Consider the following 25,026-nt stretch of genomic DNA (forward strand, 5'->3'; position numbering starts at 1 on the left):
GGCCAACGTCCTAACCGCTAGACTACAGGGCCAGAAACTCTCGGACGTGGTAGTTCGGGGACAGGGATTCGAACCCCGATAGGCGGTACCAGAAACCGCAGTCCTACCATTAGACGATCCCCGAAGAAGGGCGAAGCGCCGGAGTCGGGGGCTTTGGAACCGTTTCCGGTTCCGACCGCCCCCCTGGGCGCGTCCGAGGTGCGGGGGAGGATGCTTCAAGCTCGGGCGGGTGTCAAGCACCAAAATGCTCTTCCGATCTTCGTCTGGTCGTCGTCCTGGAGCGTGCGAATGGCGCGACAGGCAGGGTGAGGCCATGTAAGGTTCCAGCCATGTCCTCCGCCCCGAAACGGCCCGCTTCCCTGGCCCTGGCGTTCTGGCTCCTCGCTGGAGCCCTGGCGTGCAAACCCGCCACACCTGCGGCCGCTCCGTCCCCGGGCGCTCCTACTGCGCAAGAGGCGCAACAATCTTCGGACCTCGGTCCGGGGAGCGGGAGATCGCTCCCGGCCAAGGATGCGAGCGATCCTGCGACGGCGGTGGGGATCCACGGGGCGGTCACGTCGGCCGAGCTCAACGCCAGCGAGGTGGGCCTGTCGATCCTGAAGAAGGGCGGCAACGCGGTCGACGCGGCGGTCGCGGTGGGGCTCGCGCTGGCGGTGACGCACCCGAGCGCCGGCAACCTCGGCGGCGGCGGGTTCATGGTCATCCGCATGGCCGACGGGCGCAACGTCGCCATCGACTACCGCGAGGTGGCGCCTGCGGCGGCGACGCCGAAGATGTTCCTCGACGCCAAGGGCAACCCGACGCGCGAGAGCGTCGACGGCCCCAAGGCGGCGGGGATCCCCGGCACGGTCGCGGGGCTGGCGCTGGCCCACGAGCAGTTCGGCACCCTGCCCTGGCGAGATCTCGTGCTGCCGGCGGTGGCGCTCGCGCGCGACGGGCACAAGCTCGACAGCTTCCACGCCGAGGACCTCACCAACGGCAGCGAGAAGATGCTGAAGCTCAACTTCAAGGACGCGGCGGCGATCTACCGCCGGCCGACGGGTGAGCCGTACGTGGCCGGCGACGTGTGGAAGCAGCCCGACCTGGCGCGCACGCTCGAGACGATCGCCGACCAGGGGCCGCGGGCGTTCTACGAGGGGCCGCTGGCGGAGACGATCGCCCGCGAGGTCAAGGCGATGGGCGGGTTGTGGACGGCCGACGACCTCAAGTCGTACCGCGCGATCGCGCGGCCGCCGATCGTGTTCCAGTACCGCGGGCACGAGGTGATCACGATGCCGCCGCCCTCGGGCGGCGGGGTGGTGCTGCGCCAGCTGCTGGCCGCGCGCGAGATCCTCAAGATCTACGAGAAGCCGTGGCTCAGCGTCGACGAGCTGCACCTGTACGTCGAGTCGGCGCGGCGCACGTACGCCGACCGCAACTTCCTCCTCGGCGATCCGGCCTTCGTGCAGATCCCGCTCGAGCAGCTGACCGACCCGTCGTACCTGCAGGCGCGCCTGGCGGACATCGACCCGAACAAGGCGACGCCGTCGTCGAAGATCGCGGCGGGGCTCGGGACCAAGACGTCGATGCAGACGACCCACTACTCGGTGGTGGACGTGCTCGGCAACGCGGTCGCCAACACGTACACGCTCAACACCAGCTTCGGCGCGAAGGTGGTCGTGCCGGGCACGGGGGTGCTGCTCAACAACGAGATGGACGACTTCTCGGTCAAGCCGGGTTCGCCCAACACGTTCGGGCTGGTGCAGGGCGAGCAGAACAAGATCGAGCCGGGCAAGCGGATGCTGTCGAGCATGAGCCCGACGATCCTGGTCAAGGACGGCAAGCTACGCGCGGTGGTCGGGACGCCCGGAGGGTCGACGATCTCGACGACGGTGACCCAGATCGTGCGCGCGCTGATCGACTACGGCGCGACCATCGACCAGGCGGTGAAGGCGCCGCGGGTCCACCACCAGTGGATGCCCGACCGGATCACCACCGAGCCGACGCTCGACCCCAAGACGGTCGAGGGCCTCAAGGCCAAGGGGCACGTGATCGCCGAGTGGCCGTCGATCGGCCACGCGAACTCGATCGAGGTCGACCCGGCGACCCAGGGCTATCGCGCGGTCGCCGACGTCGCCCGCGACGGCGGCGCGGCGGTCGCGTACTGAGCTGTCCTGCGGGGCATGCTCGAAGGGGCATGCTCCAAGGGACGCAGTCGGCGCAGTCGGCGCAGGCGAGGGCGGCTCAGGTCGACGAAATTGGGTCCTGGAGGCGTGGGAGCCGGGCTCAGGAGGTATGGCTCTCAGGGCATGTTCGTGAGGACCTGTCTTTATGGACCTGTCGCGACGGGCATGTCCGAAAGCGATCGGTCGGCGACGACCTCGTCGTGCGGGGGCGCCGGCGGGGCAGGGGGCAGGCGGGCGCCGTCGAGGACGGCGACGGCGTCGTTGCGCCAGGCGCGGAGCTCGACCTCGGCGAGGCGGCCGGTGGCGGGGTCGCGGCGGACGACGAGGTGGGAGCCGTCGAGGAAGCAGCCGCTGTTGGCGTAGACGACCTCGTCGCCGCGGGCGATCACGCCGTAGTGGCTGTGGCCCATGAGGACGAGCGGGACGCCGGTGGCGCGGCCGACCTCGCAGGCGACGCGGGCCATGTCGTCGGCGACGGCGCGCGGGCGGCGGCGCTTGCGGAGGCGGCGGATCGACAGCCAGCCGAGGAGCGCGCCGGCGACCAGGCCGGCGAGCAGAGGGGCCCCGAGCGCGGCGGCGAGGCCGACGCCGATCCCCAGGCAGGCGAGGACGCTGAGGATCGCGTCGAGGGCGGTGATCCGCAGGACGCCGGCGACCGTGGCCGAGGCCGGGGGCGGGGCCATCGATTGCAGCGCGGTCAGGGTGCTCATCTGCAGGCCGGCGGTGGCGGCGATCCGCTCGAGGCGCGCGGCGTGCATCTCCTGGCCGGCGCGATCGACCCGGCCGGTGCGGGCCCACAGCGCCAGCAGGCGGAAGGCCATGCGAAAGTAGAGGGTGATGGCGTAGAGGATGAAGCGGAGGCCGCGGGCCCAGGCCCAGCGGATGTAGTCCCAGGGGGTGATGAACTTGTCGGCGGCGTCGTAGTCGATCTCCGGCATCGCGTTGGTGAAGCTGCGCGTCGCCACCTCCGCGAGCGACTGGACCAGGCGTCCGCCGCGCGTGGGCGCCAGCATCTGTCCTGTGTGACAGGCGGCGTCGAACACGTGTCCGTGCTCGATCCACACCCCGCCGGCCTCGCACAGGAACCACGGGACGAAGCGCACCCGCGCGACTTGGTCGAGGCGCGGGCTGCCGGTGTGCGTGATCGTGAGGGAGGCCTCGCCGAGGCCGGCGTAGAGGCGCGCGGTGAGGGCGCGACGGACGCCGGGGTAGAGGAATTCGGCGTCGTGGTTGCCGACGACGAACACGATGTTGTGGCCGGCCGCGAGGAAGCGGACCAGCGCGTCCTCGACGCCCGGGTAGGCGTCGAGCACGGCGTGGAGGCGGTGCACGGCCAGGGCCTCGCCGACGAGCTTTTTCTCCTGGCCGACCTCGATGTTCCAGAAGTCGATGAAGTCGCCGTTGATGACCAATTGCCAGCGCCCGGGGCCGCCGGCGTAGTGGTCGAGGAAGCGGGGCAGGCCGCGATCGATGTCGACGGCGAGGTGGACGTACTCGCCGCGCATGCGCGGCTTGAGGTGCGAACCGAGGTGCAGGTCGCTGATGAGGAGCAGGTCCGGAGCACGGACGCGGGGGCCGGGAGACGGCTCGCGGTCGGGGCGCTGATCGGACGGGAGCATCACGGGAAATGCGGGGGCCGACGAGTTGGCCGGCGGGGCGCGTTCTTGCGCATGGAGGCGAACGCTGGCCTCTACCCTGTGGTATAGCGTGCTTGCTCAAAGCCCGCCCTGCCATGCTCAAGCAGATCGCCTTCGCCGCCGCCGTCGCGTTCGCGCTCGGCCTCTTCACCTACAACGTGTCGGCGCTGATCCGTACCGTCGCGCTCGGCCGTCCGTCCGACCTCAAGGAGACCTGGGGCCAGCGGATCGCCAGCCTGATGGCGTTCTTCTTCGGTCAGGGCAAGGTCGTCGAAGAGAAGCGCAGCTGGCACCACCTGCCGATCTACTGGGGCTTCCTCGTCCTCACGGTCGCCACCGTCGACATGGGCCTCAGCGGCCTGTTCGGCCCCGGCATGAACCTCTCGCTGGTGATGCCCGACGCGGCCTACAGCGCGACGATGGCGGTGGTCGACGTCGCCAACGTGATCGTCGTCGCCGCGCTCGTGTACGCGATCACGCGCCGCTTCATCCGCCCGCCGTTCGTGCCGCTGAGCCTCGACGCGATGCTGATCCTGTCGGCGATCGGCCTGCTGTGCATCAGTCACTTCGGCCACCACGCGTTCGAGATCGCGGCGGTCGGGCACTACGTCGGCGGCGCGCCGGTGTCGGCGGCGCTCCACGGCGCGCTGTTCGCCGGCATGGACCCGCACCTGGCCCACATCGCGTCGGAGGTGTGCTGGTGGGTGCACATGGGCATCGTGCTGGCGTTCCTCAATTACTTGCCGTTCTCGAAGCACATCCACGTGCTGACGTCGGCGCCGAACATCCTGCTGCGCCGGCAGGGCCAGCGCGGGGCGATGCCGAAGGCCCAGCTGTTCGACGGCGAGCCGACCGACCCCAACGCCGAGCCGCTGTTCGACAACTGGGGCGTCGGCAAGGTCGAGGACTTCACCTGGAAGAGCCTGCTCGACAACTACTCGTGCACCGAGTGCGCGCGCTGCACGATGTACTGCCCGGCGTTCGCGACCGAGAAGCCGCTGTCGCCGATGCACCTCATCCACGACCTCAAGGACGAGATGAAGGAGCGCGGCAAGCTGCTGGTCAAGCTGCAGAAGGCCGGCGGCTCGCTGAAGGACGACGCGCCCGAGGGCCCGCAGAAGTCGATCATCGACAAGATCAAGGCCGACCTCGGGGCCCTGCCGCCGCTGGTCGGCGGCCGCGTCAAGGACGCGACGCTGTGGGCCTGCACGACCTGCGGGGCGTGTCAGGAGGTGTGCCCGGTGTTCATCGAGCACCCGCTGAAGATCCTGCAGATGCGCCAGCACATCGTGCTCAACGACGAGTCGGGCCGCACGCCCGGCGAGGTCACGCGCGTGCTCGGCAACATCGAGGGGGCCGGCAACCCGTGGAGCCTGCCGCAGGACGACCGCATGAAGTGGGCCGAGGGGCTCGAGGTGCCGCTGATCGACGACGTGCCCGACGCCGAGTACCTGCTGTTCGTCGGCTGCGCCGGCGCCTACGACGACAATGCCAAGAAGACGACGCGCGCGCTGGCCAAGGTGCTGCACGCGGCCAACGTCAAGTTCGCGGTGCTCGGCAAGCGCGAGAAGTGCACCGGCGACACGCTGCGCCGCCTCGGCGCGGAGATGGCGTTTCAGACGCTGGCGCAGGAGAACGTCGACACGCTGAACGAGGCCAAGGTCACCAAGGTGATCGCCTCGTGCCCGCACTGCTTCCACACGATCAAGAACGAGTACCCGCAGTTCGGCGGCAACTACGAGGTCATCCACCACAGCCAGCTCATCACCCACCTGCTGCAGGCGGGCAAGCTCAAGCTCGAGAACACCAGCGAGCGTACGTTCACGTACCACGACTCGTGCTACCTCGGGCGCTGGAACGGGGTCTACGACGCGCCGCGCGAGATCCTCGAGCACGCGACCCGCGGCAAGGGCAAGGTCCAGGAGCTCGGCCGCAACCGCGAGCACGGGTTCTGCTGCGGCGCCGGCGGCGGCCGCATGTGGATGGAGGAGGAGCCGGCCAAGCGCGTCAACATCAACCGCGCCAAGGAGGTCAGCGAGGGCGGCGCCAACGCCGTCGCCGTCGGCTGCCCGTTCTGCCACACGATGCTGTCCGACGGCCTCAAGGCGCTCGGCAAGGACGAGGCGATCGAGGTCATGGACCTCGCGGTGGTCGTCGCCAATCAGCTGCCCGCCGCGGCGAAGCAGCCGGAGGCGAGCGCGTGAACGAGGCTGTCCCTGCGGGCAGGCGCGCGCGGGCGCTGACCGAGGCCCTCACGGCCGCGTTCGCGCCCGAGCACCTCGAGGTGCGGGACGAGAGCCACATGCACGCGGTGCCGAAGGGCGCCGAGAGCCACTTCCGCGTCGTCGTCGTCAGCGCGGGCTTCGCCGGCAAGTCGCTGGTGGCCCGCCACCGCGAGATCAACGCCGCCGCGGCCGACGAGCTGCGCTCGGGGCTGCACGCGCTGGCGATCGAGGCGCTGACGCCCGAGCAGTGGGTCGCTCGCGGCGGGCAGGTGGCCAAGAGCCCGCCGTGCCTCGGCGGCAGCAAGGCCGGCTGAGCGAGCTGTCCCGCGGGACAGTTCCCGGCTGATGCGGGCTGTCCCAGGGGACAGACTCGGAGTGACTGCGCCTTGGCGTGTCACGTCCGAGCTGTCTTTGGGGACAGCTCGGACACGCCTGTCCCGTGAGGCAGGCGGACTATTGTCAGAGGCTGTCTTTGGGGGCAGTTCCGACACGCCTGTCCCCTGAGACAGGCGGACTACTCGACCTCGACGGCGCCGTGCATCCACGCGGCGCCGGACAGGCGGACCTGCGGGGCGTCCGCGGCCGCGCGGGGGACCACGCGGCCGAGCGTGGACGGCTCCTCGCCGATCGCGGCGAGCGCGGCGCGGACGACGTCGACGTGCGCGGGGTCGACGTAAAGGAGCATGCCGACGCCGCAGTTGAAGGTGCGCAGCAGCTCGCGCACGCCGACGCCCTGGGCGGCGACCGCGGCGATCACCGGCGGCAGCACCACCGGCGAGAGGTCGAGCTCGAGCGCGAGGTCGTCGCCGAGCGCGCGGGCCGGATTTTCGAGCAGGCCGCCGCCGGTGATGTGGGCCGCGCCGTGCAGCGGGGCGTGCTCGAGGCCACGCAGGGCCGCGAACGCGGGCTCGTAGATCCGCGTCGGCGCGAGCATCGCCTCGCCGACGCTGCGGCCGGCGGGATCGCCGGGCAGCGGGGCGTCGAACGACAGGCCGGCGTGAGCAGGGTCGAGCAGGGCCTTGCGCGCGAGGCTGTAGCCGTTGCTGTGGAGGCCGCTGGAATTCAGGCCGAGGACGACGTCGCCGGCGCGCACGCGGGTGGGGCCGAGCATCTTGCTGCGCTCGACGACGCCGACGGCGAAGGCGGCGAGGTCGTAGTGGTCACGGGCGTAGAGGCCGGGCAGCTCGGCCGTCTCGCCGCCGAGCAGGGCGCAGCGCGCTTGCTTGCAGCCGTCGACGATGCCGCTCACGAGGGCCTCGATGCGCTCGGGCACGACGCGGTCGCAGGCGATGTAGTCGAGCACGAAGAGCGTGCTCGCGCCGCTGACCAGGAGGTCGTTGACGTTCATCGCCACGAGGTCGACGCCGACGGTGTCGTGGCGATCGAGCGCGATCGCCACGAGCAACTTCGTGCCGACGCCGTCGGTGCAGGCGACCAGCACGGGATCGGCGACCCCGGCCGGGAGGCCCATGAGGCCGGCGAAGCCGCCGATGTCGCCGATCTGCTCGGGACGGCGCGTGCCGGCCACGAGGCGCTTGATCCGCCGCACGGCCTCGTTGCCGGCGCTGATGTCGACGCCAGCGCCCTTGTAAGTGAGAGGGTCCTTGCGATCCTGCACGGGCATGACGCGTACCAAGGCGCGGGCCTCGCGGCAACGGCCTTGAAAAGGCGGCGAGCCGCGGCGATGATGCGCCCCGGCAAGGGGGCCGTTTCAGCATGGCGTGGTGGCGACGCAAAAAGCAGCCGCTCGAGCAGACGAGCGAGAGCAACAAGGTGTCCGTGCCGCGCGGCTTGTGGACCAAGTGCGACGCGTGCGGTGAGATCACGTACACCGCCGAGTTCGTGCAGAACCTCCGCGTCTGCCCGGTGTGCAGCCACCACCACGTGATGCCGACGAAGGAGCGGATCGCGGCGATGCTCGACCCGGAGTCGTGGCAGCCGCTGGACCTCGAGCTGCGCTCGGGAGATCCGCTCGGCTTCCGCGACCAGGCGGCCTACAGCGACCGGGTCGCCAAGGCCGACCGCAGCGTCGGGCCGACCGACGCGTTCACCGCCGGCTTCGGCCGGATCGACGGCCTCGACGTCAGCGCCGGCTTCTTCGTGTTCGAGTACATGGGCGGCTCGATGGGCTCGGTGGTCGGCGAGAAGGTCACCCGCGTGTTCGAGCGGGCGCTCGAGCGCAAGATCCCCGCCGTGATCTTCAGCGCGTCCGGCGGCGCCCGCATGCAGGAGGGGATCCTGTCGCTGATGCAGATGGCCAAGACGTCCGCGGCGCGCGGCCGGCTGCGCGCGGCCGGGATCCCGTACATCTCGGTCTGCCTGCACCCGACCACCGGCGGCGTGGCGGCCAGCTTCGCCATGCTCGGCGACGTCATCCTCGCCGAGCCGCGCGCGCTGGTCGGGTTCGCCGGGCCGCGCGTGGTCCAGCAGACGATCGGCCAGGAGCTGCCCCCGGGCTTCCAGCGGGCCGAGTTCTTGCTCGATCACGGGATGCTCGACCGCATCGTCGGCCGCCTCGAGCTGCGCGAGCAGCTGGGGCTGATGCTGCGCCTGCTGGCCGGGGCGCCGGCCAAGGCGGTGGCGGCGTTGCCGGCGGCGCCGACTGGCTGATCGGACATGTCCCAGCGAACACCTCCTGCGTGGCAGTCGGCGCTGTTCGCCCGGCGCACGCTGGGGATGATCCGCGGGCTCGAGGCGGTGCGAGCGGCCCACGCGGCGCTCGGCCGGCCTGCCGCCGGGGTGCCGGTGGTTCACGTAGTGGGGACCAACGGCAAGGGCTCGACGTCGGCGATGGTGGCGCACGCGCTGCGGCGTCGCGGGCACCGGGTCGGCCTGTACACGAGCCCGCACCTGCACCGCGTCGGCGAGCGGATCCGCATCGACGGGGCGGCCCTGAGCGACGCGGCGATGCAGGCGCTCGTCGATCGCGTGCTCGCGGTCGAGGGGCCGGCGCTGCCGCGCGCGCTGACGTTCTTCGAGATCCTGACGGTCGCGGCGCTGCTGGCGTTCGCGGAGGCTGGCGTCGAGGTCATGGTCTTGGAGACAGGTCTCGGTGGACGCCTCGACGCGACCGGGGTGGTGCCGGCGACGGTGACGTTGATGACGCCGATCGACCTCGATCATCAGGCGTACCTCGGCGACACGATCGAGGCGATCGCCGGCGAGAAGGCGGCGGTGATGCGCGACGGGGCGCCGGTGTTCTCGGCGCCGCAGCAGCCGGCCGCGGCCGCGGTGCTGCGCGCGGCGGCGGCCGAGCACGGGGTGGTGCTGCGCTTCGTCGAGCCGCTGGCGCGCGCGCCCGCGGGGCTGCCCGGTGAGCACCAGCGGGTCAACGGGGCGCTGGCGCTGGCGGGCGCGCAGGCGATCGACGCGGCGGTGGCGGCGAGCGACCTCGACGGGGTGCACTGGCCGGCCCGTTGCGAGCGGGTGACGAGCGGCGGGGGGACGGTCGTGTTCGACGCGGGCCACAACCCGCACGGCATCGCGGCGCTGGTGACCTGGCTCGAAGGGCAGCCGCATCCGCGGCGCGCGCTCGTGTTCGGCTGCCTGGCCGACAAGGACGCGCCCGGCATGCTGGCGCAGCTGCGCCGGCTCGGCGCGCCGCTGTGGCTGGTGCCGCCGGCGCCCGACGCCTACGACCTGGGCGCGCTGGCGGGGGCCGACTCGACGCTGTTCGCCGACGCGGACGCGCCGGAGTTCCGCGCGGCCTGGGACGCGCACCTGGCTGCCGGCGGCGAGATCGTGGTGTGCGGCTCGCACATGCTCGTGGGTCGACTCCGCGGCGAGGTGCTCGGCGAGGCCGCGGACGAGGTGGCGCTCACGGACCCGCTGGCGCGGCGCTGAGGCTCGACCGCGCGCGAATCGCCGCGACGAGGTGCGCTGCGTGTCGGGGCCGCTCGCAAGGCTGGCTCATGGGACAGGTGCCGCGCCGGAGCGGATGACACCGACGGCGTGAGCAGAGCGGGCGCGCCGCGATGGGCCTGTCGAAGCTGCGCGCTCGACCATGGCTCGCAGGGGGCAGGCGATCGACGGCGCGTCGGCGCGAGGCGAGCTGGCGTAGGGGACAGGTGAACGCGTCGCGTGGGCAGCGGCGGCCCAGAACGAGCAGGCGTATGGGACGGAGGAGCGCCGGGGTGGCTCGCGCGACGAGTCGATGCAGCGCCGATCGCAGGCTCGTTCCTTCAGGGCACCCGGATGACATGACGCAAGGGACAGATCCAGGACGGGGGAGTGGGGCTCTGGGCCCCGAGACAAGTGAGCGAGAAAAGTGGCCGCCAGGCTTGACGGGAGGGCCGCTGTCGTCTATTTTACCTTTAGGTTAATTAAAAAGGAGACACGGCATGATGCAGCAGCGCGACACGCTCAGCACCACCTTCGCGGCGCTCGCCGATCCGACCCGGCGGGCGATCCTGGCGCGGCTGGCCGCGGGAGAGGCGTCGGTCACCGAGCTGGCGGCGCCGTTCTCGATCAGCCTGCCGGCGATCACGAAGCACCTGAAGGTGCTCGAGGGCGCGGGTCTCATCCGGCGCGGGCGCCAGGCGCAGTGGCGGCCGTGCACGCTGGACGCCCAGCCGCTGCGCGACGTGGCCGACTGGGTCCAGCAGTACCGCAAGTTTTGGGATCACAACTTCGATCGGTTGGAGGAATACCTCCGCGAGATGCACCCCCAGGAGAAGAAGTCATGACGACGAATCATTCCGAATCCACCAATCACGCCCGTTCCGCCGTCCACGCCAGCTTCGTCATCGAGCGGCTGATGCCCGCCACGCCCGCGCAGGTGTTCGCGGCCTTCGCCGAGCCGGAGGCCAAGGCGCGGTGGTTCGTCGGGCCGCCCGGTCAGTGGAAGAAGCTGGTGCGCGAGCTCGACTTCCGCGTCGGCGGGCGCGAGCGAGTGTCGGGCGCGTTCGCCAACGGCACGGTGTCGACCTTCGACTGCCGCTACCACGACATCGTCGCCGACGAGCGCATCCTCTATACCTACGACATGCTGCTCGACGAGCGCCGGATCTCGGTGTCGCTGTCGACGCTGCAGCTGCGGGCCGAGGGCGCCGGGACGCGCATGCACTACACCGAGCAGGTGGTGTTCCTCGACGGCTACGACGACGGCGGCAGCCGCGAGCGCGGGACGCAGAAGCTGTTCGACCAGGTGGAGGCGTGGCTGCGCGGGCAGCCCGTGGCGTGAGCGCGGTGGGGTCGCGCCGGGTGGAGCGCGTGGTGGCGGTGGTGGGGTGCGGATGGGGTGGATCCGGATGTGGGTGAGGTGGTGGGTCGGTGGGGTGGCGCCGCGCGGGAGCGCAAGGCGCGAGTCGGCCGCACGGCCGTGGATCGCGGGCGCGATTGCGCGTACAAGATCCACGGCCGCCGAGGCGGCGAGGCGACGATGGCGACGCGACCGCTCCCTTACGACACCGATGCCGCGGCGACGCACCTGCGCCGCAGCCACAAGGCGATGAAGAAGCTCGTCGATCGCCTCGGTCCGATCACGCTGCGGCGCGAGGCCGGGGCGAGCCCGTACGGGGCGCTGGCGCGATCGATCGTGTTCCAGCAGCTCGCGGGCGCGGCGGCGTCGACGATCTACGGCCGGGCCTGTCAGCTCGGCGAGGGCGGCAAATTCCCCGAGCCGGCGGCGCTGCTGGCGTTGCCGGCCGAGCGGCTGCGCGCCGCCGGGCTGTCGGCCGGGAAGCAAGCTGCCCTGAAGGACCTGGCCCAAAAGACACTCGATGGCGTGGTCCCGACGCTGCGCGCGCTGTCGCGGATGGACGACCAGACGATCATCGACCGGCTGACGGAGGTCCGCGGGATCGGCCGCTGGACGGTCGAGATGATGCTGATCTTCCGCCTCGGTCGGCCCGACGTGTGGCCGGTCGGCGACTTCGCGGTCCGCAAGGGCTACGCGCAGACGTTCGGGCTGGCCGAGTCGCCGACGCAGCGCGAGCTCGATGCGCTGGGTGAGCCGTTCTCGCCGTACCGCAGCGCGGCGGCCTGGTACTTCTGGCGCTCGCTCGACACGCAGACGTGAGGCGCTCGGGCGTCCGACGCTCGACGGCTCGCCGGCTCAGGTCTCACTCGCCGAGGCCGAGGCGGCGGCGGACGCGGGCGGCGAGGTCGCGGGCGCGGCCGGCGGGACCGAGCGCGCGGGGCGGAGCGGCGCCGGCGAGGGCCTCGGGCGCGACCTGGCGCTTGCGACCTGTCCGAAAGGACGTGCTCGCAAGGGCAGGTGCCTGCAGCAGCAGCTTGACCAGGGCGGTGACCAGCTCGACGGGGCTGTCGGCGCGGACCTCGAGGCCGACCTTGCCCGACGGATCTTCGGCGGCGCCGCGCGCGACCGTGCGCGTGCCGTCGGAGCGGACCTCGATGACGATCCGGCTGACGATCGGGAGATCCTCGTCGGCGCTGCTCATGGCGGCAACCTAGCACGTCGGCTGCGCGGGCGCCCCCGCGCCGTGCGCGTGCAGCGAGCTGTGCCGATCGTGACGTCGATGCGATCGTCGCGAAAGGCTGCGCGGGCGATCGATGGCTCAGCTCCGCGGGCCCTTGTAGAAGATGTCGCAGCGCACCGTGTACTTGCGGCCGGTGGCCACCGCGCGGTCCTCGTAGAGGTGGCGGTGCTGAAACAGCACGCCGAGGCCGGTGCGGGGCAGCACGGTCTGTTCGAGCTGCAAGAAGTGAGTCTCGCCGCCGGTGAAATCCTCGTTGAGGTGGACGATGAAGGTCAGCAGGCTGCGCTCGTCGTCGGCGCGGACGAAGGCGCCGTCGTAGTGGGGAGCGAAGCGCTCGCCGGGGTCGTAGCGGTAGCAGCGGAGGCGCTCGACGGGGCCGAGGATGGTCATGGCGCCGACCTGCGGCGGCACCGCGGGACGGACGCGCTCGAACAGCAGCGAGGCGAGCGCGGGGTCGTCGATGCACACGCGCTTGCCGGTGTCGAGCTCGGGTCGCAGCACCGGACCGCGCAGCCTGGTGACGGGCGTCGGCGTGGGACCGAGAGACTCGATGCGATCGATCAGCGCGGCGCACTCGCTGGGCGTGAGTACGTCGTCGACGGTCCAGACCGGCGGGTGTGACAGGTCCAGCGATCGGTGGTACACCGGCCCAGGATACGCAAAGAGCGCCACCCAGGAGCCTGCCGTGACCCCGCGAACCTTGCTCGCCCTCGCCCTCGCCCTGACCGCCTGCGACGGCGCAAAACCGCCGCAGGCGGCCGAAACGCCGAACAAGACGCCGCCCGCGGGCGGCGAGGCCAAGACCCCGCCGCCCCCGGAGTCCGCGCCCAGTCCGCTGGCCGATCCGTCGGCGGTGGCCGCGATCGGCAAGCCGGCGCCCGACTTCACGCTGGCGACGGCCGACGGCAAGACGGTCAAGCTGTCCGACCTGCGCGGCAAGACGGTGGTGCTCGAGTGGTTCAACCCCGAGTGCCCGTTCGTCAAGGCGGCCCACGACGCCGGCCCGCTCAAGGAGCTGGCGGCGAAGACGACGGCCGCGTCGCCGACGGTCGCGTGGCTGGCGATCAACTCCGGCGCGCCGGGCAAGCAGGGCCACGGCGCGGAGGTCAACCTGGCCGCCGCCAAGACCTGGTCGCTGGCGCACCCGATCCTGCTCGATGAGACAGGTGCGGTCGGGCACGCCTACGGGGCCACCAATACCCCGCACATGTACATCGTCGACGCCGAGGGGGCGCTGGTCTACCGCGGCGGCCTCGACAACGCGCCGATGGGCGAGCCCGACGGCGGTACGCGGGTGGCGCTGTTCGAGGACGCGCTGGCTGCCGTGCTGGCCGGCAAGCCGGTCGCCACCGCCGACACGCGCGCGTGGGGCTGCACGGTCAAGTACGCCAAGTGACGGCTGTCCTTCGGGGCAGGTGACGCGCCGGCCGAGCACACGCTCGCCGGCGCTTCGCTTTCGCGGGCGATGGGGTCAGTCAGCGGCTGTCCCTTCGGACAGGGGCGCAAGGACATGTTCTGGAGGGCATGTCCGATGCGACATGTCCGGACGCACAGACGCGAACGGCGCGGGCCCTGGAGGGCGCCGCGCCGCGGGACGGGCAGGAGCCGCCGGCTCACTTGCTCTTGAGCTTGGCGGCCTCCTCGGCGGTGAGGCAGCGGTCGTCGACGACGTTGTTGCAGTCGTCGTCGACGTTGTTGCAGATCTCCTGGCTCGGCTGGACGTTGGCGACGCACTGGATGCGGCCGCCGAGGCACTGCATGAGGCCGGGGGCGCAGGCGCCGGGCTTGCCGGTCTGGCAGGGGACGCCGGTGCCGGCGATGTCCTCGTCGATCTGGCCGTCGCAGTCGTTGTCCTCGCCGTCGCAGACCTCGGCCTTGATGGCCGGCGGCGGAGCGTCACACGTGGCGCCGAGGCCGTCGGGGTTGCACTTCCATACGCCCGAGGACTTGCACTCGCCCTTGCCGATGGTGCAGGTGGCGCCCTCGCGCTCGAAGTCGTTGTCGACGATGCCGTCGCAGTCGTCGTCCTTGCGGTTGCAGAGCTCCTTGACCGGCGTCACCTGGCCGGTGCACTGACCCCAGATCGCGTCGTCGCTGCAGGTGCGCGTGCCGTCCTTGCAGAGGCCGCGGCCAGAGGTGCCCTGCGGGCCGTCGTAGCAGGACTCTAGGATCTTCGGCTTGCACTGCGCGGGCTTGCTGCCGGCGGAGTTGAGCTCCTCGAGCAGCCGCTGCCGCTCGAGGTTCTGGTCGGTATTGGCGCACGCGCCGACAAAGGCGCCGATCGCGAGCCCGGCGAGGCATCCGCTGCGGAGGATCCCAGTGCCGAAAGCGAAAAAGGACGCTGCGGGGTTTCCCATGGCCGGGACTATACACCCCCTGTTATCATCCGCCGCACGAAAGTGTCCCTGCTGGGCAAAGTCTACCTCCTGGTCAGCCTCATCCTGCTCGCGCTGGGCCTCGTGTGGACGATCGCCACGCTGGGCGCCAACACCGGATGGGTCGAGGTGGTGCTCTGGTTGCCCGCCGGCGATCTTTCGCCGTCGCTCGTCCGCCGCCGCTTCGAAGTCCACAGCGCGGCGCTGCTGGCCGGTTGGGTCGCCACGGGCGCTTTGCTGGCGCTCTCGGCCATCCGCGCGCCGTTCAAGATCCGCGCTGCGGCGATCGCGCAACGACGCACCCGCGAACTCGAGCGCGAGGTGCTCGAGCTCCGCACGTTGCCTCTGCGACAGGAGGACGAGGACGAATTGCTGGCCCGCGAGGCCCACCTCAGCGACACGCGCCGACCCGTGATGCTCGGGACGTCGGCGCAGAGCATGGCGGCGCCTCGCGCCTGGTCGGGACCGCAGCCGCGGCGCGAAGGGGACGTCGGGTGAGCGAGGTGCTGGCGATCGTCGCCGCGGCGCTGGCCGGCGGCGGGCTCGGGGTGGCCCTGGCGTGGTGGCGCCTGGCGCCGCGACGCGAGGCGATCGAGCGGCTGGCCCGCCGCGGTCACGTGGTCCACGAGTTGGCCGAAGGCGACGTCGAGAACGTGGCCGAGGAGCTCGAGCGGATCGCCGAGGCCGAACCGAACGACGCCAGCGTGTTCCTCGCCCTGGCGGCCCTCGACCGCCGGCGCGGCCGCGTCGAGCGGGCCAAGGCGCTGCACCGCACCGTGCTGGCGTCGGCCGATCTGCCGCCCGAGCTGCGGGTCGCCGGGCTGGTCGGGCTCGGGCGCGATCTGCTGGCTCAGGGCAACGAGCAGGCGGCCGTGGGGGCGCTGACGCGGGCGATCAGTCTGGCACCGCGGTCGGTGGCGACGCTCGAGTCGCTGGCGCAGGCGCTCGAGCAGGCGGGGGCGTGGGAGCGCGCGGCGGCGGCGTGGGAGCGGCACGAGAAGCTGGCGCCGGCGCGGCGACGGAGGCAATCGCGGATCGGTCGCGGCCACGCGGTCGCGGGTCAGGCCCTGGCGGCGCTGCACGAAGGCGATCCCCGGAAGGCGCGCAAGCTGGTCGACCGGGCGCTCGAGCTGGCGCCCGACAGCGGGCACGTCTGGACGGCCCGGGCCCGCATCGACGCGGCCGCCGGCGAGCGCGAGCAGGCGCTGGAGGCCTGGCAGCGGGCGTGGGAGCTGGCGCCCGCGGGCGCGCACGCGCTGACGGCCGAGGCCTGGTCGTGGGCGGTCGAGGAGGGGGCGCAGGACGAACTGCTCGAGCGCATGCAGGCGAGCTTGCGCACGGCGAGCGCGAGCAGCCTCGTGGTGGCGCTGGCCGAGCGTGTGGCCCGGCGTGAGCCGGAGCAGGCGGCCGGGGCGCTCGAACGGGTCGCGTCGCGCTCCCCCGCGGCGGCGCTCGGCCTGATACGCTTGCGCCTCGCCCAGGGGCCGCGCGATTCGGCCCCTGGCGTCTCCGTCCGCGACGCCGCGATGAAAGACATCACGCCCCCCACGCTCGTGTGCCGGCAGTGCGCCGCGCCGATGGTCAGGTTCGGCTTCCGCTGCAGCTGCGGGGCCTGGGACAGCGCCGTCGCGGTCGAAGACTTGAGCCCGCGCACCAGCAGCAGGAGCCGGGCATGACCGAACCGACGCCGCCGTCGCGCCGCCGCGAGCTGCTCGCATCGATCGGGCAGTTCCTCCGGCTGTGGGGCTTCCTGCTGTTCCCGGTGCTCCTCGCGATCGTGTTCCGCGAGGTGATGGTCCCGTTCGTGTTCGCGTTCGCCCTGGCGTACCTGATGGCGCCGGTGATCAACCGGATGCAGGTCCGGCTCGGACGTGTCCTTTCGGTCATCCTCGTCTATCTGTCGCTGTTCGGCCTGATGACGGCGTTCCTGACGCTGTTCCTGCCGGCGCTGGTGCAGGACTTCTCGCGCCTGCGCGACACGGCGCCGGCGGCGATCGAGTACCTCGACGAGAACGTGCTGCCGCAGGCGTCGCGGTGGGTCGACGGCTCGCTCGGCACGCTCCACCAGCTCGACGAGGCGGCGCTGGCGACCGCGCCGCCGGAGCCGCCGAAGAAGTCGGAGCTGCTCGCGCGGCCCAACGGCGACGGCTCGTGGTCGATCAGCCTCGAGGGCGCGCACCTCAGCATCTCGGAGGCGGGCGACGGCCGCTACGACATCGCGGCCCCGAGCTCGACCGAGGAGAAGAAGCTGACCGACACCCTGCGCAAGCTGGTGATGTCGAAGGGCACCGAGTACACCGGCCAGATCGCGGGGTTCTTGCGCAGCCTGGTCAGCGGGGTCACGACGTTCCTCACCAACTTCACGATCACGCTGATGCTCGCGGCGTTCATCCTCGTCAACCCGCAGCGGGTGATGGGGTTCGTGCGGGCGATGGTGCCGATCCAGCACCGCCGCACCTACGACGAGATCACGGGGCTGCTCGACGTCGGCCTCGCCGGGGTCATCCGCGGCCAGCTGCTGATCTGCCTCGTCAACGGGGTGCTGACCTACATCGGCCTCGTCATCTTCGACATCAAGTACAGCTTCTTGCTGGCGGTGGTGGCGGCGGCGTTCAGCCTGGTGCCGATCTTCGGCACCATCATCTCGTCGATCCCGATCCTGCTGGTGGCGCTGGTGTCGAACGAGGCGGGCCTGGCGTTCGGGCCGCCGCTGCTGATGCTGGCGTGGATCGCCGGCATCCACCTGCTCGAGGCCAACGTGTTCAACCCGAAGATCATCGGCGACGCGGCGCACATGCACCCGGTGGTCGTGATCTTCGCGCTGCTGGCCGGTGAGCACGTGTACGGGCTGACCGGGGCGCTGCTGGCGGCGCCGGTGGCGAGCATGCTGCAGACGCTGTTCCTGTTCGCGTTCCGGCGCTCGCGCTACCACCACGGGCCGAGCACGTCGGGCGACGTGGTGCCGGCGATGCAGTCGGTGACGACCTCGGTCGACGTGTCGCGCGTGGCGGCCGACTCGGGCAGCTTCGCCGGCGACAGCGGCTCGTCGGACCGCTTCCCCGGGCCGTGACGGAGGCAGCCGTGGGCGGTGAGGAGCGCGACCTCGCCTTCGGCCTGCCGCCCCGGTTCGTCGCGGTCGCGCGGCTGGGCGAGGGCGCCGAGGGCGGGACGTGGACGGCGCTCGACGCCGACGCCGGGGGTCGCCGCGTCGCGCTGAAGCGCGTGCCGCCGGAGCGCGCGGCCCAGGTGCGGCAGGCGTTCCGGGTGCTGCGGCGCGTCAGCTCGCCGCACCTGCCGGCCGCGCTCGAGCTGCTCCATGAGACAGGTGGCGGCGCGTGGCTGGTGACCGGGTGGATCGACGGGGCGCCGCTGCGGGCCGGACCGGCGCCGGCCGCCGAGGCGCTGGCGGAGGCGATCGCGGTGGCCCACGCGCTGCGGGCGATCCACGAGGCCGGCACGCACCACGGCGACGTCAGCCCGGGCAACGTGCTGGCGGGCGAGGGCGGGGTGGTGCTCACCGACTTCGGCCAGGTCGGCTGCCTCGGTTGCGGCACGCCGGGCTTCCTCGCGCCGGAGGCGCTGGCCGGCGGCGGCGGGCCGGCGGCCGACGTGTTCGCGCTCGGCTGTCTGCTGTGCTTCCGCCTGTTCGGCGCGGCCCCGTGGTCGCGCCCGGAGGCCCTGGTGGACGCGCTGCGCCGCGGCGAGCGGGCGGTCGACGCCAGGCTGGCGGAGCTCGCCGAGGGCAAGGCGGCGCCGGACGAGCTGCTGGCGCTGCTGCGCCGACTGCTGGCGCTCGACGGGGCGCGCCGGCTGGTCGACCTGCGGCTGGTGCTGGCGCGCCTGCAGGCGGCGCTCCTGACGTGTCGTGCAGGACATGGTCCATCGGACATGGTCTCGGAGGCAGGTCCCACGTGGTGGCTGCCGGCCCGCTGGCCGTACGCGGGCACGTCGCTGGCGCCGGCGCTGGCGCTGCTGCTGCCGGCGCCGCGGGCCCGGCTGATCGCCGTGGCCGGACCGCCGGGCTCGGGCCGCGCGCGCGTGGTCGAGGAGCTCGTCGCCACCCTGCAGGCCCAGGCCGAGGGCCCGCCGGCGCGGCTGTGCCCGGCGGAGCGGCTCGGTGCGGCGCTGGCGGTGCCGGCGGCCGGGTGGATCGAGGCGTGGATCGCCGGCGCGGAGGAGGCGGTGTTCGGGCTGCCGGAGGCGCCGCCGTGGCCGGGTGACCTGGCCGAAGAGTCCGGTGACGAAGAGCATGTCGCAAGGCGCAGGGCGGCGGTGCTCGCGGCGGCGGCGGCGATGGCCCGGACGACGCTGGTCGTGCCGGTGGCGCCGGAGGTCGGGGCGGCGCTGGCTCGCGCGGGCGCGGAGGCGGCCGGGCGCGGCGAGCCGCCGATCGCGGTGCTCGAGCTGCGGCCGTGGTCGGCGGACGAGTTGATGCAGGCGCTGCAGCCGGTGCTCGATCCGCCGGAGGAGCGCGAGGGCTGGGCCTCGGCGCTGCGCGCGGCCACCGGCGGCTGGCCGGGAGCCACGATCGAGGCGATCGAGGCGTGCGCGCGGGCGTCGCTGTCGCGGCCCACACCCGAGGGGATCGCCGGGGCGTCGGCGACGGCGCGCGGGGCCCTCGACGCCGGGCGGGCGCGGCTGGTGCTCGAGGCCGCGTGGACGGCGGAGGGCCGCGAGGCGGCGGTCGCCACCGGGGCCGGCCTCGGCGCCGCGCACCTGTTCGCGCCGGGCGGGGTGCCGCTCGGCTGGGCGCTGGCGGCGGCGCGGCGGACGTTCGGCCCGCGCGTGCGCGAGCTGGCGCGCGAGCGGCTGGCGGAGCTCGGGGACGCGCCGGGGCGCGACGAGGCGGGGGGACGCGCGGGACATGGCGAAGAGGACATGTCCCGAGATGCAGGTCAGAGTCGGGCGGGCGACCCGGCGTCGGGACGTGAAGCACATGTCGCGGAGGACATGCCCCGGAGTGCAGGGAGAGGGATGGCGGCGGAGAGTGCGCTCGACGCATCGGAGCGCGAAGGACATGTCGTGGAGGACATGTCCGATCGATCCTGTGAGAACGGAGCGGGCGGGCGCGGGGGCTCCGGGCCCGAAGAACATGCCCTTGGAGACATGTCGCCAGGCGGGAGGCGCGGGGTGTCGCTGGCGCTGGCGGTCGACGCCGAGTCGCCGGCCGCGGTGGCGCGCTGGCTGGCCGCGTGTCCGGAGACGGGTGGCGCGTGGGAGCGCGACCCGGCGCTGCCGCGCCTGCTCGAGCGGATCGACGCGGGGTTGCCCGACGCGGCGCGGGCCAAGCTGGCCGCGGCGCTGCTGCGCGCCGGCCAGGCCGGGCGGGCGCTGGCCCTGGCGGAGGCCGGGGGACCGCGCTGCGGGCTGATCGCGGCGCGGGCGCTCGAGCAGACCGGGCGCGCGGGCGAGGCGCTGGCGCGGCTCGACGCCCTGCTCGACGACCCGGAGCTCGCCGCCGAGCTGCGGGCGACGGCCGTGGGGCTGCGCTGGCGGGCGCTGACGGACCTCGGGCGCGCGAGCGAGGCGGTGCTCGAGGCGCGCCGCCTGGCGGAGCCCGCAGCGGCGGAAGAGACAGGTTTGAAGGGACAGGCGAGCCTGGCGGAAGCGACAGGTGATGTCGGACATGTCCCAGAGGACATGCTCGAAGCGGCGCTGGCGTCGACCGGGCCGGGGGCGGCGGAGGCGTGGCTGTGGGCCGCGCTGGCGGCGATCTACGGCGGCGCGGAGGGGCGCGCGGAGGGCTGGCTGGAGCGCGCAGATGAGCGGCTCGGGACGGCGTCGGGGTACCCGGGGCTGCAGGCGCGCATCGAGCAGGTGCGCGGCAACCTGGCCCACCTGCGCGGGCAGCTGGGGCTCGCCGAGGCGGCGTACGGACGGGCGGCGTCGGCCTTCGAACGGGCGGGCGAGGCGATAGGGCGCACGCTGCTGGCGGCCAACCTGGCGGCGCTGGCGATCGTCAGCGGCGAGCTGGGTCGCGGGCTCGAGTACGGGCGGCAGGCGCTGCGCGGGTACCTGGCGCTCGGGCGCGTGCAGGCGCTGCCGGAGCTGGCCGAGAACCTCGTGCAGCTGCTGGTGCGCGCGGGGGCGCAGGCCGAGGCGGTGCGCCTGTCGGTGCTGCTGGCGCAGACGCTGGGGGACACGTCGAGCTCGCTCGCGCGGGCGCGGCTCGGGCGGGTGCAGGCCGAGCTGGTGTGGGGCGAGCGACTGCGCGGGCGCAGCAGCGACGCCGCGGTGGCGCACGCGTTCGCGGCGGCGGCGGACGAGCTGCAGCGGGCCGGGGCGGCGCGCGACGCCAGCGAGGCGTGGCTGCGGGCGGCGGCGGCGGCCCGGCGCTGCGGCCAGCCGACGCGAGCCGCCGAGCTGCTGGCGGCGGCGGAGCAGGGGATCGACGCCGGCGACGAGGAGCTGCGGGTCGGCGCGGCGCTCGAGCGGCTGCTCGCGGCCGCGGCCAGCGGGGCGGCCGGCGAGCTCGCGCGCGCGGGTCAGCTGCTGGCCGAGTTGCCGCGGTCGACCGATCTGGCGGCGCGCGGGCGCCTCGAGCTGGCCTGGCAGTACGACCAGGTCCTTCACGCTATCCTGAGCCCGAGCGACCCGCGGCGACCTGCGCTGGCGCGTCGCGCCGCGCACACCTGGGAGGCATTGATGAGCAAGATCCCCGACCTCGACAAGCCCGGCGCCCGCGCGGCCCTGCTCGCGGAGTCGGGCGATCGCGCGGCCCTCGCGGCGCTCCTGAGCGACCTGCCCGAAAGTACAGGTGAGGCGGCGAGCGAGCCGACACCCGCCGAGCCGGAGCGTCGGGCCGGCGATCCCGGGCACCTGCTGCGGATGTATCGCCGGCTGGTCCGCGAGGACGACCTCGGCCGCTTGCTGGCGCAGGTCGTCGACGCGGCGATGGAGCTGTGCGACGCGGAGCGGGGGGCGATCGCGGTGTTGCCGGCGCCGACGCGCAGCGGTCCGACGGAGCCGACCTTGATCGCGCGCGAGCTCGCGGGCGGGCCCGGCGGGACGTTCTCGCGCTCGGTGCTCGACCGCGTGATCGCCGAGGGCGCGCCGATCCTCAGCGTCGACGCGATCACCGACGATCGCTTCGGACAGTCGCGCTCGATCAGCCACCTCAACCTGCGCAGCGTGCTGGCGGTGCCGCTGGTGCACCGCGGCGCGCTGCTGGGGGCGCTGTACGTCGACCACCGGCTGCGGCGCGGGGCCTGGGGCGAGGCCGACCTGGCGCGGCTCGAGGAGTTCGCCGAGCTGGCGGCGCTGGCCATCGCGCACCGCGGTGCGGTCGCGGCGCTGGCGGAGCGCGGGCGCGAGCTGGCGGCGCTGCTCGAGGAGCGCGAGCTCGAGGTCCGCGGCCTGCGCGAGGCGGCCCGCACGCCCGAGCGACGGGGCTACGGGGGCATGGTCGGAGGGACAGGTGCGATCCAGGCGGTGTTCCGCCTGGTCGACCGCCTGGCCGACAGCGACGTGCCGGTGGTGATCTACGGCGAGAGCGGGACCGGCAAGGAGCTGGTCGCGCGGGCGATCCACGACGGCGGACCGCGGCGGGCGCGGCCGTTCGTGGCCGAGAACTGCGGGGCCATCCCGGAGACGCTGCTCGAGAGCGTGCTGTTCGGCCACGCCAGGGGCGCGTTCACCGGGGCGCAGCGGGCCACGCCGGGGCTGTTCGAGGCGGCCGACGGGGGCACGCTGTTCCTCGACGAGATCGGCGAGATGAGCCCGGCGATGCAGACGAAGCTGCTGCGCGTGCTGCAGGAGGGCGAGGTCCGGCGCGTCGGCGACACTGCCGTGCGCAAGATCGACGTGCGGGTCATCGCGGCCAGCAACCGCGACCTCGACGCGATGGTGGCGGCCGGGCAGTTCCGCAAGGACCTGCTGTACCGGGTCCGCGTGGTGAAGGTCGAGCTGCCGCCGCTGCGCGCGCGCACCGAGGACCTGCCGCTGCTCATCGAACACTTCCTGGGCAAGTACGATCGCGGGCGGCGGCTGACGGTCAGCGCGTCCGCCGTGCGGGCGCTCGCTCGCTACGCCTGGCCGGGCAACATCCGCGAGCTCGAGAACGAGGTGCAGCGGTGGGTCGCGCTGTGCGAGGCGCGCGTGGAGCCGGACGATCTGTCGCCGGCGATCCGCGAGGCGCCCGCGGCCGGGACGCCCGACCCCGACGACCTGCGCCTGCGACCGCGCGTCGAGCGGCTCGAGCGCGAGCTGATCGACCGGGCGCTGCAGACGGCCGGCGGCAATCAGACGCGCGCGGCGACGCTGCTCGGGCTGTCGCGCTTCGGGCTGCAGAAGAAGCTGCGGCGGCTCGAGAGCGGCGGCGACGACGAGGACTGAGCGGCCTGCGCGGGCGAGGGCGGGTCGCCAACCATGTTGGCAGGATGGCCTCCCTTCGGCATCGCAGTTGCGGGGCAGCCGGTCTTTATCCAGCGATCTCGGAGCATCGGGGTTGGTGCAAGGTTTGCAAAATGCGATGGTGGTCGCAGACCCACGGCCTCGCCCGTGCGTCGGCAACCGCTCGGAGTATCGGTCCATGCCCTTCCGCGCCATCCTCGTCGCTGCCCTGGCGGTCCTGAGCGCCTGCAACACGCACCTCGTCGGGCGCACCGACAGCCCGTTCACCGGCCAGTTCGGCATCTCCGTGCCGGTGCCGCCGCCGAGCCTCAAGGCGGCCCCGGTGCAATACTTCGACGTGCAGGGGAACCTCGACGTCGAGGACCCGGTGGTCGACACGCGGGTGTTCCTCTACGACCGTTCGAGCGGGCGCGGCTTCTTCGTCTACGCCGACCAGTACGGCGAGTTCGAGTTCAGCGCCGTCAAGCTCGACCTCACCGACAACTGCCTCGAGGTTTGGTCCGAAGAGCCAGGTCCTGACGGACAGGCGAGCCGACACACCTTCTACGTCGCCGACATCGATGCGGACGACAAGACGGTCGTGACGATGGAGCTGGCGGAGGAGTGCTGAGGACGAGACCGAGGGCCGCCTGAGCGGCGGCCGTGCCGGCTGGCCTGAAGGGCAGGTCGTACGGAGGCCGCAGCGCGCGGATGTGTCAGCGGGCTTGCTCGGTCTGTCTCGCGTCGACGCCTCGTCGACGCCCGACGTAGGCTGGCCCGAGGGACAGGTCGTACGCGGGCGGAAAACGCGAAGGCCCGTCAGCGGGGCTGACGGGCCTGTGTCGGGGCTCGAGCGCGGCGGGCGCTTACTTGGCGCCGGCCGGCTTGTTGCCGCCGATCTTGAGCTGCGAGCGCTTGGCCTTCGGCGGGAAGTAGAACGTGACGCCGAGCGAGAACATCACGTTGTGGTTCCAGTTGGCGTCCTGCTTGTCGACCTTCGGCGGCACGTCCGTGGTGGTCGCGTTGAGGCCGGCCGCGTTGTTGTAGGTCATGATGTCGTGGACATCGAGGTTGAGCGAGGCGAAGTCGGCGAGGAAGATGTTGACGCCGCCGCCGAAGCTCGGACCGACCTTGATGCCCGTGTCGGCCTTGACCGGGTGCAGGTAACACTCGCGGTTGGTGTCGCCGTTCATCTCGAGGCAGTAGGTGGCCGGGTTGCTCAAGTCGGTGTTGAGGCCGAGCAACTCCGAGGTCGACTTCGCGTTCGGGTAGTGGCGACCGAAGTTGGCCAGGCCGAGGCCGGCGAACAGGTACATGTCGTACTCGGTAAAGATGCCCGAGAACAGGCCCAGCTTGCCGCTGAAGGGCTTGAACACGACGTCGAAGCTGGCCAGCCAGTTGTTGCGGGTGAGGCCCGACTGGAAGTCGTGGAGCAGCGGCGCGGGGCTGTTGAAGTCGGAGAGCTGTCGTTTCGGCGCCAGCGACTGGTTCTCCTCGCTCATCGGCGGGATGCCGCGCGGGAGGCCGCCGGACTCGTCGTTGAGCGCCTTGAGCAGCTTGGCGTCGCGGTTGATCACGCCGTACGCGAACTTCGCCTGGATGCCGATCCAGTCGGTGAAGTCGAAGTGCAGCTTGCCGCCCGCGTAGCCCTTGTGGACGAAGGTCTGCGACAGGCTCATGCCGACGAAGGGCGTGATGCCGAAGCGAAGCTTACGCAGCTCGAGCTTGCGGACGACGACCGGCTTGCCCTCGAGCGGGCTCTTCCGCTTGGCCTGCGCGGTGTCGGGGAGCAGCGTAACGGCGACCAGGGATGCCGCCAGAACAGTGAGCGATCGAATCCTGTGCATGTCGAG

The 25,026-nt window shown here is 72.5% G+C and carries 20 protein-coding genes and 1 tRNA gene; 14 read left to right on the plus strand and 7 right to left on the minus strand.

Features of this window, described 5'->3' with window-relative positions; all coding sequences use genetic code 11:
- Positions 1–53 precede the first annotated feature (53 nt).
- Positions 54–124: transfer RNA gene (locus tag K7C98_RS13330), tRNA-Gln, on the minus strand.
- A 409-nt stretch (positions 125–533) separates the two neighbouring features.
- Between K7C98_RS13330 and ggt the strand changes: the two genes are divergently transcribed.
- A complete protein-coding gene (ggt, locus tag K7C98_RS13335; RefSeq protein WP_224192015.1) occupies positions 534–2,147 on the plus strand; it encodes a gamma-glutamyltransferase in 1,614 nt (537 codons plus the stop codon).
- A gap of 161 nt (positions 2,148–2,308) precedes the next feature.
- Here ggt and K7C98_RS13340 read toward each other — a convergent pair whose 3' ends face one another.
- Positions 2,309–3,784 carry a metallophosphoesterase gene (locus tag K7C98_RS13340; protein ID WP_224192016.1) on the minus strand — a complete coding sequence of 492 codons (1,476 nt, stop codon included), beginning with the start codon at positions 3,782–3,784 and terminating at the stop codon, positions 2,309–2,311.
- 113 nt (positions 3,785–3,897) lie between these two features.
- Between K7C98_RS13340 and K7C98_RS13345 the strand changes: the two genes are divergently transcribed.
- Both K7C98_RS13345 and K7C98_RS13350 read left to right on the plus strand, forming a co-directional pair.
- Positions 3,898–6,006 carry a (Fe-S)-binding protein gene (locus K7C98_RS13345; RefSeq protein ID WP_224192017.1) on the plus strand — a complete coding sequence of 703 codons (2,109 nt, stop codon included), beginning with the start codon at positions 3,898–3,900 and terminating at the stop codon, positions 6,004–6,006.
- Complete coding sequence (locus tag K7C98_RS13350) at positions 6,003–6,341, plus strand: BolA family protein (protein ID WP_224192018.1); 339 nt, start codon at positions 6,003–6,005, stop codon at positions 6,339–6,341. The genes K7C98_RS13345 and K7C98_RS13350 overlap by 4 nt, the downstream gene beginning before the upstream one ends.
- Positions 6,342–6,541: 200 nt before the next feature.
- Here the strand turns inward: K7C98_RS13350 and purM are convergent, their stop codons facing one another.
- Positions 6,542–7,651, minus strand: a complete 1,110-nt coding sequence (gene purM, locus K7C98_RS13355) for a phosphoribosylformylglycinamidine cyclo-ligase (protein WP_263429472.1) — start codon at positions 7,649–7,651, stop codon at positions 6,542–6,544.
- Between the two features lie 92 nt (positions 7,652–7,743).
- Here purM and accD point away from each other — a divergent pair, with 92 nt between their 5' ends.
- The 5 genes from accD (at position 7,744) to K7C98_RS13380 (ending at position 12,046) form a co-directional block, all read left to right on the plus strand.
- The gene (gene accD / locus K7C98_RS13360) at positions 7,744–8,637 is read left to right on the plus strand and encodes an acetyl-CoA carboxylase, carboxyltransferase subunit beta (protein ID WP_224192020.1); all 894 of its coding nucleotides are present in this window, start codon (positions 7,744–7,746) and stop codon (positions 8,635–8,637) included.
- A 6-nt stretch (positions 8,638–8,643) separates the two neighbouring features.
- Entirely contained in the window at positions 8,644–9,870 is a 1,227-nt protein-coding gene (locus K7C98_RS13365) for a bifunctional folylpolyglutamate synthase/dihydrofolate synthase (protein ID WP_224192021.1), read from the plus strand.
- Positions 9,871–10,367: 497 nt separating this feature from the next.
- A complete protein-coding gene (locus K7C98_RS13370; RefSeq protein WP_224192022.1) occupies positions 10,368–10,712 on the plus strand; it encodes an ArsR/SmtB family transcription factor in 345 nt (114 codons plus the stop codon).
- Entirely contained in the window at positions 10,709–11,209 is a 501-nt protein-coding gene (locus K7C98_RS13375) for an SRPBCC family protein (RefSeq protein ID WP_224192023.1), read from the plus strand. Before K7C98_RS13370 ends, K7C98_RS13375 begins: the two co-directional genes overlap by 4 nt.
- A gap of 198 nt (positions 11,210–11,407) precedes the next feature.
- Positions 11,408–12,046 carry a DNA-3-methyladenine glycosylase family protein gene (locus tag K7C98_RS13380; protein ID WP_224192024.1) on the plus strand — a complete coding sequence of 213 codons (639 nt, stop codon included), beginning with the start codon at positions 11,408–11,410 and terminating at the stop codon, positions 12,044–12,046.
- A 43-nt stretch (positions 12,047–12,089) separates the two neighbouring features.
- Here K7C98_RS13380 and K7C98_RS13385 read toward each other — a convergent pair whose 3' ends face one another.
- Both K7C98_RS13385 and K7C98_RS44740 read right to left on the minus strand, forming a co-directional pair.
- Entirely contained in the window at positions 12,090–12,428 is a 339-nt protein-coding gene (locus tag K7C98_RS13385) for a hypothetical protein (RefSeq protein WP_224192025.1), read from the minus strand.
- A gap of 117 nt (positions 12,429–12,545) precedes the next feature.
- Complete coding sequence (locus K7C98_RS44740; RefSeq protein WP_224192026.1) at positions 12,546–13,112, minus strand: 2OG-Fe(II) oxygenase; 567 nt, start codon at positions 13,110–13,112, stop codon at positions 12,546–12,548.
- 40 nt (positions 13,113–13,152) lie between these two features.
- Here K7C98_RS44740 and K7C98_RS13395 point away from each other — a divergent pair, with 40 nt between their 5' ends.
- Positions 13,153–13,863 (plus strand): redoxin family protein, encoded by a 711-nt coding sequence (locus tag K7C98_RS13395; RefSeq protein WP_224192027.1) that lies wholly within the window; start codon positions 13,153–13,155, stop codon positions 13,861–13,863.
- A 217-nt stretch (positions 13,864–14,080) separates the two neighbouring features.
- Here K7C98_RS13395 and K7C98_RS45480 read toward each other — a convergent pair whose 3' ends face one another.
- Entirely contained in the window at positions 14,081–14,824 is a 744-nt protein-coding gene (locus K7C98_RS45480) for a MopE-related protein (RefSeq protein ID WP_224192028.1), read from the minus strand.
- 42 nt (positions 14,825–14,866) lie between these two features.
- On the opposite strand from K7C98_RS45480, the gene K7C98_RS13405 reads away from it, so the two are divergent.
- From K7C98_RS13405 to K7C98_RS13425, 5 genes are all read left to right on the plus strand, one after another.
- Positions 14,867–15,340, plus strand: a complete 474-nt coding sequence (locus K7C98_RS13405; protein ID WP_224192029.1) for a hypothetical protein — start codon at positions 14,867–14,869, stop codon at positions 15,338–15,340.
- The gene (locus K7C98_RS13410) at positions 15,337–16,518 is read left to right on the plus strand and encodes a tetratricopeptide repeat protein (RefSeq protein ID WP_224192030.1); all 1,182 of its coding nucleotides are present in this window, start codon (positions 15,337–15,339) and stop codon (positions 16,516–16,518) included. Before K7C98_RS13405 ends, K7C98_RS13410 begins: the two co-directional genes overlap by 4 nt.
- Complete coding sequence (locus tag K7C98_RS13415) at positions 16,515–17,912, plus strand: AI-2E family transporter (RefSeq protein WP_224192031.1); 1,398 nt, start codon at positions 16,515–16,517, stop codon at positions 17,910–17,912. Before K7C98_RS13410 ends, K7C98_RS13415 begins: the two co-directional genes overlap by 4 nt.
- Positions 17,909–23,176: a sigma 54-interacting transcriptional regulator gene (locus K7C98_RS13420; RefSeq protein ID WP_224192032.1), complete on the plus strand. Its 5,268-nt coding sequence runs from the start codon at positions 17,909–17,911 to the stop codon at positions 23,174–23,176. The genes K7C98_RS13415 and K7C98_RS13420 overlap by 4 nt, the downstream gene beginning before the upstream one ends.
- A gap of 196 nt (positions 23,177–23,372) precedes the next feature.
- Positions 23,373–23,804, plus strand: a complete 432-nt coding sequence (locus K7C98_RS13425; RefSeq protein WP_224192033.1) for a hypothetical protein — start codon at positions 23,373–23,375, stop codon at positions 23,802–23,804.
- A 235-nt stretch (positions 23,805–24,039) separates the two neighbouring features.
- On the opposite strand, the gene K7C98_RS13430 is transcribed toward K7C98_RS13425, so the two are convergent.
- Positions 24,040–25,020 carry an outer membrane beta-barrel domain-containing protein gene (locus tag K7C98_RS13430; protein WP_224192034.1) on the minus strand — a complete coding sequence of 327 codons (981 nt, stop codon included), beginning with the start codon at positions 25,018–25,020 and terminating at the stop codon, positions 24,040–24,042.
- Positions 25,021–25,026: the final 6 nt, after the last annotated feature.

The organism is Nannocystis pusilla, from assembly GCF_020073745.1.
Classification (GTDB): Bacteria; Myxococcota_A; Polyangia; order Nannocystales; family Nannocystaceae; genus Nannocystis; species Nannocystis radixulma.